The following is a 14,284-nucleotide window of genomic DNA, read 5'->3' as shown; positions in this document are numbered from 1 at the left end:
GACCAGCTCAACCGCCGCGCCAATCAGCTTGCGCATAAGCTGATCGAACTCGGCGTCGGCCCGGATGCGCTGGTAGGCATCGCGGCCGAACGCAGCCTGGACATGGTGATCGGCCTGCTGGCCGTGCTCAAGGCCGGTGGCGCCTATGTGCCGCTGGACCCCGAATACCCCCAGGATCGTCTGGCCTACATGATCGAGGACAGCGGCATTGGCCTGCTGTTGACCCAGGAGCATTTGCTCTCGCAATTGCCGATTCCGGCGGCGCTGCCCGTATTGGCGCTGGATCAACTGGATRTGAGCGCCTATGCCGAGGTCAATCCTGAGATTGCCGTTGAYGGCGAAAACCTCGCCTATGTCATCTACACCTCCGGCTCCACCGGCCAACCAAAAGGCGCCGGCAACCGACATTCGGCCCTGACCAACCGTCTGTGCTGGATGCAACAAGCGTACGCATTGACCGACGCCGACACCGTGCTGCAAAARACCCCGTTCAGCTTCGACGTGTCGGTGTGGGARTTCTTTTGGCCGCTGATGACCGGCGCACGCCTGGCCATTGCCGGCCCGGGCGACCACCGCGACCCGGCTACCCTRGTGAGYTTGATCCAGCGYTACCARGTCAGCACCCTGCACTTCGTGCCGTCGATGCTGCAGGTRTTTTTGCTCGATGAAMAYGTMGCCCGYTGCACCAGCCTCAAACGCATTGTGTGCAGCGGCGAAGCCCTGCCCGTGGACGCGCAGCAGCAGGTCTTCGCCAAGCTGCCGAACGCCGGGCTGTTCAACCTCTACGGCCCCACCGAAGCCGCCATCGACGTGACCCACTGGACCTGCCGCGAAGAAGGCAAGGCCAGCGTGCCCATCGGCCAGCCGATTGCCAACCTCAGCACCTACATCCTCGACGCCGAGCTGCAACCGGTGCCRCCYGGGGTGATCGGCGAGCTGTACCTGGGCGGTGCAGGCCTGGCCCGCGGTTACCACCGTCGCCCGRCCCTGACCGCCGAGCGCTTCATGACCAGTCCATTTGGGGATGGTCAACGCCTGTACCGCACTGGCGACCTGGCCAGTTATCGCACCGATGGCGTGATCGAATACCGTGGGCGTATCGACCACCAGGTGAAAATCCGCGGCCTGCGTATCGAGYTGGGGGAAATCGAAACCCGCCTGATGGAACTGGACTGCGTGCGCGAAGCCGTGGTGATCGCCGCCGATGGCCAACTGGTCGCTTATGCGGTGCCGACCGACACCCACGAAGCCGATGAGCTGCGCAGCGAAATCAAACAGCGCCTGGGCGAACACTTGCCCGACTACATGGTGCCGGCGCAATTGATCTTCCTCGATCAACTGCCCCTGAGCCCCAACGGCAAGCTGGACCGCAAGGCCCTCCCTGCCAAAACCGGATGCCAGCCAACAGCAAAACCACTACGTGGCGCCGCGAACGGCGCTGGAAATCCAGGTCGCCGGGATCTGGCAAAGTGTGCTCGGCCTCGCAGTCAGTGCCAGCATTNTGCCTATTAATGCCAACTGCCCGAGCTGCGCAGCGAAATCAAACAGCGCCTGGGCGAACACTTGCCCGACTACATGGTGCCGGCGCAATTGATCTTCCTCGATCAACTGCCCCTGAGCCCCAACGGCAAGCTGGACCGCAAGGCCCTGCCCAAACCCGATGCGAGCCTGTTGCAAAAAGCTTACGTGGCGCCGCAAAGCCCGCTGGAGCAGCAGATCGCGGCCATCTGGCAAGACGTGCTCAAACTGGAACGCGTCGGCCTGAACGACAACTTCTTCGAGCTGGGCGGTGACTCGATCATCTCCATCCAGGTGGTCAGCCGCGCTCGTCAGCAAGGCATCGCCTTTACCCCCAAGGAGCTGTTCCAACACCAGACCGTGCAGGGCCTGGCCAGCGTCGCCCGTAGCGGTGCGACGGCCCAAGTGATCGACCAGGGCCCCGCCACCGGCACCCTGCCGCTGTTGCCGATTCATCAGCTGTTTTTTGCAACAACGATCCCTGAGCGTCATCACTGGAACCAGTCGGTGCTGCTCAAACCCGCGCAACCGCTAGTGGCCGAGGCGCTGCAACGGGCGTTGTGCGCCGTAATCGAGCAGCACGATGCCCTGCGCTTGAGTTTTCAACAGCAGTCCGGCAACTGGAGCGCGCATTACCGGCCAATGGGCGACTGGCAGCTGCAACAGGTGGACACCACCGTCGAGCGACTGCCGCAACTGTGCGATCAGGTCCAGGGCAGCCTCGACCTGCAACACGGCCCGCTGATCCGCGCTCTGTTGATACACCTGGCCGATGGCACGCAACGCTTGTTGTTGGTGATCCATCACCTGGCAGTGGATGGCGTGTCCTGGCGGATCCTCTTTGAAGACCTGCAAAACGCCTATCAACAGCTGAGCAACGGACAACCGCTGCAACTGCCGGCCCGCACCAGCTCGGTCAAGGCCTGGGCCGAGCGCCTGCAACAACGTGCCGACCGCGATCAGGACGAGCTCAGCTACTGGCAGGCGCAACTGCGCGACGCTGTGGTCGACCTGCCGTGCGAGCGTCCGAACGCCAGCCTGGACAATCGCCATAGCCACACGCTGTACACCCACCTCGACGCAGGGCAGACACGCCAACTGCTGCAGCAGGCGCCCAAGGCTTACCGCACGCAGATCAACGATTTGCTGCTGACCGCCCTGGCGCGCGTCATCAGCCGCTGGACCGGCACCGGGCATTGCCTGATCGAGCTGGAAGGCCATGGTCGCGAAGACCTGTTCGATGACATCGACCTGACCCGTACGGTGGGTTGGTTCACCAGCCTGTTCCCGGTCAAGCTGTCACCGGCGGCGGGTCTTGGCGATTCGATCAAACAGATCAAGGAACAGTTGCGCGCGATCCCCGACAAAGGCCTGGGCTATGGCGCCCTGCGCTACCTGGGCACGCCGCAGGCACAGGCGAGCCTTGCTGCCTTGCCGGCACCACGCATCACGTTCAACTACCTTGGCCAGTTCGACGGCAGCTTCGATGCAGCACAGGGCTCGTGGCTGGCGCCCGCTGCCGAGGGCAGCGGCCGCGAGCACGCGCTGGGGGCACCGCTGGGCAACTGGCTGAGCCTCAATGGCCAGGTGTACGGCGAGGAGCTGACCCTGGGCTGGCAGTTCAGCCGCGAGATGTTCGACGAAGCCACCATTGCCCAACTGGCCGATGACCTCAAGCAGGAGCTGCTGGCCCTGATCGAGCATTGCTGCGACAGCGCGAACCTGGGTGTGACCCCCTCCGACTTCCCGCTGGCGCGCATCAGCCAGGCGCAACTGGACCGGCTGCCGGTGCCATTGCCCCAGGTGGAAGACCTCTACCCCTTGTCGGCGATGCAACAGGGCATGCTGTTTCACACCCTGGAAGCCCCGGAAAGTGCACTGTATGTGAACCAGATGGCCGTCTCGGTCAGCGGCCTGGACGTCGCGCGATTCACTGCGGCCTGGAACGCCGTGATCGAGCGCCATGAAATCCTGCGTACCGGGTTCTGGGCCGATAACCAACTGGCCGAGCCGCTGCAAGTGGTATATCGCGCTGCGAGCATGCCCGTGGAAGTTCTCGACTGGCAGCAGCGCGAGGTCAGCGCGCAAGACCTGCAAGCCCTCGCCAGCCAGGATTGCGCTCGAGGCTTCGAACTCCTGCGTGCACCCCTGACGCGCCTGACCCTGGTACAGCTCGATCCGCAGACCCACTACCTGATCTGGACCAGCCACCACATCCTCATGGACGGCTGGTCCAACTCGCGTTTACTCGGTGAAGTCTTCGCGATCTACAACGGCCAGGCCGCACCGGCCAAGCGCGGGCATTACCGCGACTACATCCGCTGGCTGCAAGCGCAGTCCCAGACCGTGCTGGAACAATTCTGGAAAACCAGGCTGCAGGACTTGAGTGGCACCTCGTCGCTGGCCAACAGCGTTTCACCCAAACCGAGCGCCGAGCTGGACGGTCACGCGGCGCTGTATCTGGATTGGGATGCCGTGCAAACCGCTCGACTGCGTGAACAGGCCCAGCGCCTGCGCGTCACCCCCAACACGCTTATCCAGGCCACCTGGCTGCTGCTGTTGCAGCGCTACACGGGCCAGGACACCGTGTGCTTCGGCGCCACCGTCGCCGGACGCCCGGCCAGCCTGCCGGGCTCGGAAGACATGCTCGGGTTGTTTATCAACACCCTGCCCATCATCCAGACGCCGCAGCCGCACATGCCCGTCGCCCAATGGATGCAAGCCTTGCAAGCCTACAACCTGGAGGTGCGCGACCACGAGCATGCGTCCCTGGCGGACATCCAGCGTTGGTCGGGCCAGGGTGGCCAGCCGCTGTTCGACAGCATCCTAGTGTTTGAAAACTACCCGGTGGACGAGCGCCTGCAGCAAGCCGGCCAGGAGCGCCTGAGCTTTGGCGAAGTCAACAGCCGCGATGTCACCAACTTTGCCATGGACCTGGCAATCAACCTTGGCGACACCCTGAAGATCGAGTTCCTGTACCTGCGCAACCGCTTTACCGAGGCCGCCACCGCGCAAATCCGCCGCAGCTTTGAAACCCTGCTACTGGAGCTGCTGAACAACAGCCAGGCCAACCTCGGCAGCCTCACCATGCTGGCCGACACCGAGCAGCACTTGTTGCGCCAACGTAACCTGCTGAGCCCCCGCACGGCGCCGCGCGCCCACCTGGCCCAGGTAATCGGCCAGCACGCGCAGGAGCGTCCCGACGCAGTGGCGGTGGTCTGCGACGGAATCGAATTGAGCTATGGCGAGCTGGATGCCCGCGCCAACCGCCTGGCGCATTACCTTATCGCCCAGGGTATCGGTGCGGAAATGTTTGTCGGCGTCGCGCTCGAACGTTCGGTGGATGTCATCGTCGCCTTCTATGGCGTCATGAAAACCGGCGCCGCCTACGTGCCGCTGGACATCGACTACCCGCAAGACCGCGTGCAGTGGATCGTCGAAGACTCGGGCATGCGGGTGCTGCTCAGCCAGCACGCGCTGCGCTCGCGTTTCGATGACCTCGGTGGTGCCAACCTGATCGAACTTGATCGCCTGCCACTGGCGGACTGGCCGGCGACTTGCCCGATACACACGGCACATGACGACAACCTGGCCTACCTGATCTACACCTCGGGCTCCACCGGCAAGCCCAAGGGCGTGGCCGTGGCGCATGGGCAGATCCGCATGCACTGCCAGGCGATTGCCGAGCGTTACGAGATGGACGCCAGCACCCGTGAGTTGCTGTTCATGTCGTTCGCTTTCGACGGCGCCCAGGAGCGCTGGTTGTCTACCCTACAAAGCGGCGGGTGCCTGGTGGTACGTGGCAATCAACTGTGGACCCCGGAAGAAACCTGGCAGGCGCTGCACGCCCACCACATCAGCATTGCCTGCTTCCCGCCGGCGTATCTGCAGCAGTTGGCCGAGTATGGCGACAGCCAGAACGGCGCGCCGCCGCCCGTGCGCATCTACTGCTTTGGTGGCGATGCGGTGGCCGAGGCCAACTTCGAGCTGGTCAAGCGCGTGCTCAAGCCGCAGTTCCTGACCAACGGATACGGGCCTACCGAAACCGTGGTCACCCCGCTGCTGTGGAAAGTGAGTGCCGATCAAACTTGCGCGGCGGTGTACGCACCGATCGGCACACGCATCGGTGAACGTACCCTGTATGTGCTCGATGAACACCTCAACCCGGTGCCCGACGGCGTGGCGGGCGAGTTGTATATTGGCGGCGAAGGCGTTGCCCGTGGCTACCATCGGCGCCCCGGCCTGAGCGCCGAGCGTTTTGTGGTCGACCCGTTCGCGGCCGACGGCACCCGCCTGTATCGCACCGGCGACCTGGTGCGCCAACGCCCCGACGGCGTGATCGACTACCTCGGCCGTCTGGACAACCAGGTGAAAATCCGCGGTTTCCGGATCGAGCTGGGAGAAATCGAATCACGCTTACGCGAGTGCCCCGAAGTGCAGGACGCCGTGGTCATCGCCCGCGACACCGGCGGCGGCAAGCAACTGATAGGCTACGTGGTGGCCGACACCTCGACCAGCCTGGGCGAACGCCTGCGTACAGTCTTGCAGGGCGAACTGCCTGACTACATGGTGCCGGCACAAATCCTCGTGCTCTCGGCCTTCCCGCTCAACCCCAACGGCAAACTGGACCGCCAGGCCCTGCCCGACCCGGACTTCAAGGGCCGTGCCTTCGTAGCGCCACGCAATCAGTTGGAAGCACAACTGGCGGCGATCTGGCAGGACGTGCTGGAACTGGAGAGTGTGGGCGTCACCGACAACTTCTTCGAATTGGGCGGCGACTCGCTGCGCATTCTCAAGGTCCTGTCGAAGGTGCGCAGCCAGCCGGATATCGGCATCGAATTGAAGCTGCGCGACATGATCGGCAAGCCCACCATCGCCGAGCTGTCCGGCTTTGCCGAGGATGACGCGAGCCTGAACCCGCTGCTGTTGCTCAACAGTGAAACGCCCCAGAACCCGCCGCTGTTCTGCCTGCATGCCGGTTTTGGCACAGTGTTCGACTACGAGCCCCTGGCCCGCCGCCTGGATGGGCAGCGCAGCGTCTATGGCCTGCAATGCCGGATGTTGCTGGACCGCCAGTGGGAGGATGAATCCCTTGAATCCATGGCCATCGATTACAGCCAATACATCCGCCAGCAACAAGCCAGTGGCCCGTATCACCTGATGGGCTGGTCGCTGGGTGGCACGCTGGCGGTGCTGGTGGCCCAGGAGCTGGAAAGCCAGGGTCAACGGGTGGCGTTCCTGGGCCTGGTCGACAGCTTCATTCCCACGGGCGACGACGTCGTCAGCGACGATTGGAGCGAAGACTTGCGCGGTTTCCTGGCGGTGCTGTTCGGTCTGCCGGCGCAAAGCCTGCCGACCTTTGAGGTCAGGGCGACCACCGACAGCGCGGTCCTTGAGCAACTGATCGCGCAGGTCCAGGCGGGCGCCGCCGCGCAATCGGTGTACGCCGCAATCAGTGCCGAGGAACTGGCCCACACCTTCCAGGTGGCGATGAAACTCAAGGCATTGTCCCAGCGCCTGCAAGGTCTGCCGCCCACCCGGACCCAGGCCGATTGCTGGTGGGCCAGTGCGACGCCCGGCCAGCCCGCCTCGAACCTGCCCTGCGCCCGCAGCAACGAGCAGATCCAGGCCGGTCACTACGACATACTCAATCACCCGGCCCTGCTTCACGGGCTGTTGCAGCACCTGGCGCTGCAACCCGTAGCCAGCTGAAACCGTTGCCGCCCCTGCTGATCAGGGGCGGCGCTTCACTCCATTTCGCAAGGAAGATGCAATGCCCCTGGACCCTGACCTCGAAGGCTTTCTGGAACTGGCACAAATGGGTCGCCTGACCGGCAAAAGCCAACCCATGCACACACTCAGTGTTGAACAGGCTCGGCGGGAGTTCGAACAGACCTCCGCCATTCTCGATCCCAGCCCACCGGGTTCGGTGGCGGTCACTGAGCTGACGGTCACCGCACGCGATGGCCATGTATTGCCCGCCCGCCTCTACCGCGCACCGGGCACGGCGCAACTGCCCGCGATTGTGTATATCCACGGTGGCGGTTACGTGGTGGGCAGCCTGGACTCCCACGATTCCATCTGCCGCAGGCTTGCAGCCAGTGGCCAATACGCGGTGTTCGCACCCGCCTACCGCCTGGCGCCAGAAGCGGGCTTCCCCACCGCCGTCAATGACACCCTTGACGCCGCCAACTGGCTGGCCGAACAGGCCGGCAACCTGCAACTGGACAGCCGCCGGATAACCGTCGCGGGGGACAGTGTCGGGGCGACGCTGGCGACGGTCTTGGCGATCACCGCAGTGAAGACGCCGCAACAATTGGCGTTCAAACCCTGGGCCCAATTGCTGTTTTACCCGGTCACCGACACCTCGCGGCAACGCAATTCCCACCGACAATATGCCGAGGATTACCTGCTGGAAACCGCAACGCTGGAATGGTTCTACCAGCACTATTGCCCGCACGCCCAACAGCGCCTCGACTGGAGGGTCTCGCCGCTGCTGGCCGGAGGGCTGACCGCGCTGGCCCCGGCCTATATCAGCCTGGCCCAGTACGACCCGCTGTATGACGAAGGCCAGGCCTATGCCCAGTTGCTGGAAGCGAGCGGCACTGCCGTCACCCTGCAGGTGCAGTCTGGGCTGACCCATGACTTCCTGCGCATGAACGGAATCACCAGCGCCGTTGCCGGTATTTATGCAGAGGTGTTGATCTGGTTGGAGGAACAGCGCTGAGTAGCGCCTGAGCGTCACAGGATTAGAACCGGGGCTGATTGCCAGCCCCGGACACTGCCACTAACCCTGCTGCGTCTGGCGGGCCTTTTCCATCAGCGCCGCCTTCTCTTCAGGGCTCATTGCATCCAGGCGCAAACGTGCCTGGGCGATCTTCTCCAGTTGCCCCGCGACGCTTTCACGCTCGCGCAATGCCCGCGCCAGTTCCGCCACGCTGGGGTGATCAAACACCACACCGGGGTGAATCTCGCATTGCAGCAGCTTGCGAATACCCGCGACCAGCTTGATCACCAGCAAGGAATGCCCGCCTGCGCTGAAAAAGTCCTGGTCGATGCTCAACCGCTCCAGTCCGACCAACTGGGCCATGCGCGTGGACAGCAGTTGCTCAAGGGCGTCACGTGGTGCCACGTAGACATGCTGGGACACCACTGGCTGGGTGTGCTGCAATGCCTTGCGGTCAACCTTGCCGTTGGGCAGGCGCGGCATGCGCTCCAGGCTCAGTATCTGGCGCGGCACCATGGCCGCCGGCAGGCGTTCAGCGAGCTGGTTTTTGAGCTGGGTCAATACCGCCTCATCCGCCGCCACACGCAGCACCACAAACGCCTGCGGCTCGTCTTGGACCACAACCACCACGGCCTCACTGACCTGGGGCAAGCGCAGCAGTTGCGCCTCTATCTCCGCCAGTTCAATGCGAAAACCCCGCACCTTGACCTGCTGATCCCGCCGGCCATACAGCTGCACGCCGCCATCTACCCGATAACGGGCCAGGTCGCCGCTGCGGTAGAGACGCTCGCCTGCCACCAGCGGGCTACGGATAAACGCGTCGGCGTCAGCCTCGGCATTCAAGTAGCCCCGGCACAACTGGTGGCCACCGATATACAACTCGCCGAGTTCGCCCGGCGCCAGCAATTGCGCGTCAGCGCCGAGCACAAACACCTGGTTGCCCGGCAGCACCTGTGTCAGCGGGACGCCTTGGGTCAGGTCGTCACCAGGCAGCAGCGGATGCACCATCACCCCCACCGTCGCTTCGGTGGGACCGTAATGGTTGAACAGGCGGCAATCGGGGCGCAATTGCTGAATCCGATGGATCAGGCTGGCACCGATGGCTTCACCGCCCAGCACCAGGGTCGCGGGTAATACGGGGTTTTCGGCTTCCAGCAAGGCGGCCAGGTGCGAAGGCACGATTTTCAGGCAGTCGATGCGCTGGTCTCGCAAAAACTCGGCAAAGCCTTGCGGGTCTTGCAGGATGGCATCGTCAGCGATATGCAGGGTCGCACCGTTGTACAACGCACCGAACAAGGCGGTATTGCCCAGGTCCGCCGCGACCGTCGAGCTGAACGCAAAGTGACGGCAGGCAGACAGGCCCAACTGCTGGCTGCTGCCTGCGGTGTAGTTGAGTAACGCGCCATGCTCGACCACCACGCCTTTGGGCTGCCCGGTGGAGCCGGAGGTAAACAGCACATAGGCGGCGTCCCAGGCTTGCACGGATACTTCCGGTGCCAATGGAGTGTCAGCAGTCGACGCGCCAGGGTTCAGGACCTTGAACGAAGCCATCGGGTCGCCCTGGCTCGGCGCTTGCGCCATCAGCACCAGGCTCGCGGCGGCATGCCGGGCGATTTCCGCCTGGCGCGCCGCTGGCCATTGCGGGTCCAGGGGCAGGTAGGCTGCGCCGGCACGCCAGGTGGCAAGGATCGCAACGACCAGCTCGACAGAACGCGGCAACGCCAGGCCGACGATCGAGCCAGGCCCCACGCCCTGGCGTAGCAACTCGCCACTCAACTGCGCGGCGCGGGCGTCCAGTTCGGCATAGCTGAGGGTCTGGCCCGCATGCGCCAGGGCGATGGCCTGCGGCGTCTGCTGTGCCCAGGCGGCAATGCGCCGGGGCAACAAAGGCGCCTCCAGCGCCTGCACTGGCGGATTGAGTGCCAGCAGCCGGTTTTTTTCGGCAGCATCCAACAGGTTCAAGCGCCCGATGACTGCCTGTGGATTGTCGGCAATGCCATGGAGCAACTGACGGTACTGGGCCAACAGGCTCTCGACTGCTTGGGCGCAGTAGCACGCGGGATTGAAGTCCAGCGACACACCTTGTGGCTCGCCGGCTGCGCCGATATCCAGCTGCATTGCCAATTCAAATGACGGCAGGCCGGCTGGCAGGTCGCTGCCGGCCCAAATCAGCCCGGCCACTTCACGCGGCGCCGACACCCGTCGGCAGCCAAAACCGATGGCTGGCCTGGCCTGCTGCGGGAACGCCACGGGCGCCCAGTATTCCTGCCATGTTCGGTGCTGGTCCAACTGTGTCGCCAAGCTCGCAGCCAGGTCGCCGAAGGTGCTGGCCGGGTCGATACGAATCGCCAGGGGCAAGGTTTTCTCGAACAGGCCCAGGCTATGCTCAAAGAATTCATAGTCCTGGCGTGCGTCATGCCGCCAGCCCGCCAGGAATGTTTCGCGACCGCTGATGCGGGCCAACAGCACCCACCAGGCCGTTTGCATCACCACGTCCAGCGCCAGTCCCAACGCTTGCAGGCGAGTCAACAGGGCTTGGTCCAGTGGCACGCTTAAACGCTCCGCAGGTGCGGTGCCGCCGCCGGTCAGCCGATAAGGCAAGTCCGGGCCGCCGAGCACCGGCTCGGTGAATTGCACATGCTGCTGCCAGTAGGCTTTGGCCGCGTCGGCGTCTTCGTCGAAGATCACCTCGCTGCGCCATTCCAGGTACTGCGAAAACTGCCCCGGCTCCTCCTCTTCAAATTCTTGCTGCCCATAGGCCGTCAGCAGTTCCTGCTGGATCAGCGCCAAGGTCGCGGCATCGGTCGCGTAACGTGCGACGCCCACCAGTAGTTGCCAGTGGTCCGCTTCCAGACGCTGCAACAGCGCGCCGGTCACCGGCAGCGGTTGCTGCAACCATTGTTGCCGACGCTCACTCACCTGTTGGGGCGACGCCACTTCAGGCCACTGGGTAAAGCTCACCGCCTCAGCCGCCGCGACTCGCTGGCGCAGCCCGTGGTAGCCGCTGACCGGGATGAATTGCGCCGCCAAGGCCTCATGGCGCGACACCAGGCTGTCCAGGGCGTGCTGCAGGCGCAGCGGGTCCAGTTCGCCACGAATGTCCAGTTTCAGGCAGTGAGCCAGGTCGCCCCAGCTCGCCCCTTGCTCCCGGGCGTCCAGGTACTGTTGCTGCTCGGCCAGCAACGCCAATCCTGGGTCCATCATTCCCTGTTGTGCAGTACTCATGCTCCGGCCTCTTCCTTTGCGGTCTCGCTGTGCGCGGCTTGCAGCGCGCTTCGTTCAATCATTTCGCCCATCGCCACGACAATCTTGCGCGGCCCTTCGAAGGGGTCGCGAGCGTGGGCAGCCAACATGTTATCCAGCAGGATCACGTCGCCCTTTTGCCAGTCGAACCGCACCGCGCAGGCCTCGTACAACTCGCCCACCAGCGCCATGACTTCGTCTTCAATCGGCGAACCATCGCCGTAGTACACGTGACGAGGCATGCGCTGCTCACCGAACAATGCGAGCAAGTCCTCGCGGACATCCGGGTCCAGGCAGAAGATGTGATGCAGTTGAACCTGGTTGAAGAAGGTTTTTTCCCCCGTCACCGGGTGCCGGATGATCGCCGGGCACGGTGTGCGGATTTGCAGTTCATCGTTGTCCAGCCAGGTCCATTCAATGCCCGCAGCCCGGCAACGCGCCTCGACATCGGCACGTACATCGGTCTTGAAGAAGTGCTGCCAGGAAACGTCCAGCTTGTCGGCAAAGGTGCGTACGTACAGCAAGCCCTTGTCTTCGAAGCGCTCGCGAATCGCCACCGGCAGCTTGAGGTACATCTGCCGGCAATCCACCACCGGGGTTGCGCCGCCCACAGGCGAGGGTTGCTCGCAGAAGAACAGCTGCTTGCGCGGCCAGCGGTCCTGATGGGAGCTTTCGTTATGGAACAGGATCATTTTCTTTTCAGGGTACGGCGTTGAACGGTAGGTGTTCTTGCCGCCCTCTTTTTTCGGCAAGTCGCCGTATTGGCCGTACAACCCCGGTTGTACGGCTTCGGCAAACGCTTCGAAGTCATGAATGTCGCGCAGGGCAAAGCCGCGAAACAGAATCCCCGCATGACGAGCCAGTTTGGCTTCCACCAACGCGCGGTTTTCCTTGATCCAGGCCACCAGGTCCAGGCCCGGATCGGTAGGTTCCATCAGCAAGGGGAAGTCCTGCTCCGGGACCAGCAGCGTTTCACGCACCAGTGCGCCGGCAGGCTTGTCGGTGCGGCTTTGCGATTTTTTCAGGAACTTGCCCAACTTGTCGGCCTTGATGGCTGGCGGTACGGGCGTGGTGGGTTGCTCCAGGGTATTGGTAGGCATGGTGATGTCCCCTAATTGAATGTTCGGATCACACACAATCTGCTCAAGAATTCCCGTCCAGGCGTTGACGAATGACTCAATGCGTTGTTGTTCAAACAGGTCACTGGCGTACTGCCAGGTCCCGTGCAGGTGGCCGGCATCTTCATCGATGAACAGGGCCATATCGAACTTGGAATAACCGCCACGGGTCGGCAGCACCTGCACGTCTATGCCGTCGATCTGGCCGCCCTGCACGGGCAGGTTGTTCATGACGAACAGCACCTGGACCAGTGGATTGAAACCCCGTTGGCGCGGACGCGACGAGGCTTCAACGATCATGTCGAACGGCAGGTCCTGATGTTCGAAGGCGTCCAGCGCAGTGCCCTGGGTGCTGGCCAGGAAGGTGCTGAACGGTTGTTGCGCCGCAAAGCTGGAACGCAACGGCAGAATGTTCACGAAGAAACCAATCAGGCCTTCCAGCTCGGGCTGCTGGCGCCCGGCAACGTCGGCACCGACCAGCACGTCGTCGCAACCGCTGAGCCGGTGCAGCATGACTTGGAACGCTGCCAGCATGGTGCTGTAGAGGGTGACGCCGGCTTTGGCCGAGAGTGCCTTCAAGCCGTCATGCAGGGCGGTGGGCAGCGTAAAGGCCAGGTCCCGGCCTTCGTAGGTGGGTGCCTGAGGTCGAACTTTATCGGTGGGCAGTTGCAACACACCGCTGTGACCGGCCAGCGCCTGCTCCCAGTAGCGCCCCTGGGCAGCCAGTACGCCGGTTTCTTGCAGTTGCTGTTGCCACAGGGCGTAATCGGAATACTGGATCGGCAAGGGTGGCAGCGGCTCAAGCACACCAGCCTTGGCGCGCGCATAAATGCCCACCAGTTCATTGACCAGCACGGCCATCGACCAGCCATCGGAGATGATGTGGTGCATCGAATACAGCAATACGTGTTCAGTGGGGCCCAGCTTGAGCACTTGCCCGCGCAACAACGGCGCCTGCAACAGGCTGATGGGTTGGCGGGTATTGGCTTCAACGGCAACCGCGATCCGGCGCTCTTGTTCGGCCGGATCCAGGGACGACAGGTCCACCATCGGCAAGTCGACATCCGCGTGCGCGGCGATGATTGCCAGCGGGTCACCCTCCTCGTCGCTGACGTAGGCCGTGCGCAGGGTTTCGTGACGGGCAACCACTTGCGCCAGGCTGTCAATCAGCAGCGCCAATGACAATTCACCGCGCAAGCGCACGGCCAGCGGCATGCCATAGGCGCCACTCGCATCCGAAAGCTGCTCGACCACCCATAGACGGCGTTGCGCCAGGGACAGGATCACACTGGATTTATCACCCTGGGCCACCAGCGGGATCTGCACCTGCGACTCATCCCGCCCGCTCCGGGCAGCCACTGTGACCACGAAGTCGGCCAGGCGTGGCGCGCCGAACAGATCGCGCAGGGTCAGGCTGCAGGACAGCAACGCCTTCAAGCGTGCAACCACTTGAGTGGCCAGCAATGAATGCCCACCCAACTCGAAAAAGTGATCGTCCAGCCCGACCTGCTCCAGCTCCAGCACGTTTTTCCAGACACCCGCGACCTGGATTTCCAACGCCGTTCGCGGTGCCACATAGTGGTTTTGCTGTTGGCTGGCATCCGGTTTTGGCAGGGCCTTGCGGTCCAGCTTGCCGTTGGGGCTCAGGGGCAGCACATCGAGGAACATCAGCAAGCAA

The 14,284-nt window shown here is 63.5% G+C and carries 3 protein-coding genes and 2 pseudogenes; 3 read left to right on the top strand and 2 right to left on the bottom strand.

Going from position 1 to position 14,284, the window contains the following annotated elements:
• The 3 genes and pseudogenes from ASD70_RS14710 to ASD70_RS14700 form a co-directional block, all read left to right on the top strand.
• A pseudogene (locus ASD70_RS14710) lies at nt 1-1,501 on the top strand (amino acid adenylation domain-containing protein); the annotation flags it as partial.
• A gap of 62 nt (nt 1,502-1,563) precedes the next feature.
• The gene (locus ASD70_RS14705) at nt 1,564-7,230 is read left to right on the top strand and encodes a non-ribosomal peptide synthetase (protein WP_236708713.1); all 5,667 of its coding nucleotides are present in this window, start codon (nt 1,564-1,566) and stop codon (nt 7,228-7,230) included.
• Between the two features lie 61 nt (nt 7,231-7,291).
• A complete protein-coding gene (locus ASD70_RS14700) occupies nt 7,292-8,245 on the top strand; it encodes an alpha/beta hydrolase (RefSeq protein WP_056846810.1) in 954 nt (317 codons plus the stop codon).
• 60 nt (nt 8,246-8,305) lie between these two features.
• Here ASD70_RS14700 and ASD70_RS14695 read toward each other — a convergent pair whose 3' ends face one another.
• Both ASD70_RS14695 and ASD70_RS29440 read right to left on the bottom strand, forming a co-directional pair.
• A complete protein-coding gene (locus ASD70_RS14695) occupies nt 8,306-11,470 on the bottom strand; it encodes a non-ribosomal peptide synthetase (protein ID WP_056846809.1) in 3,165 nt (1,054 codons plus the stop codon).
• Nucleotides 11,467-14,284 (bottom strand): annotated as a pseudogene (locus ASD70_RS29440) (condensation domain-containing protein); the annotation flags it as partial. The gene ASD70_RS14695 and the pseudogene ASD70_RS29440, both read right to left, overlap by 4 nt.

The sequence above is a fragment of the Pseudomonas sp. Root569 genome, assembly GCF_001427465.1.
GTDB lineage: Bacteria > Pseudomonadota > Gammaproteobacteria > Pseudomonadales > Pseudomonadaceae > Aquipseudomonas > Aquipseudomonas synxantha.
Note: the sequence above shows the minus strand (reverse complement) of the source record. Positions and strands in the feature narration are given on the sequence as shown.

Bases quoted from the DNA above. Each gene is read 5' to 3' on its own strand.
- ASD70_RS14700 (WP_056846810.1), top strand. From the start codon at position 7,292: ATGCCCCTGGACCCTGACCTCGAAGGCTTTCTGGAACTGGCACAAATG.
- ASD70_RS14695 (WP_056846809.1), bottom strand. From the start codon at position 11,470: ATGAGTACTGCACAACAGGGAATGATGGACCCAGGATTGGCGTTGCTG.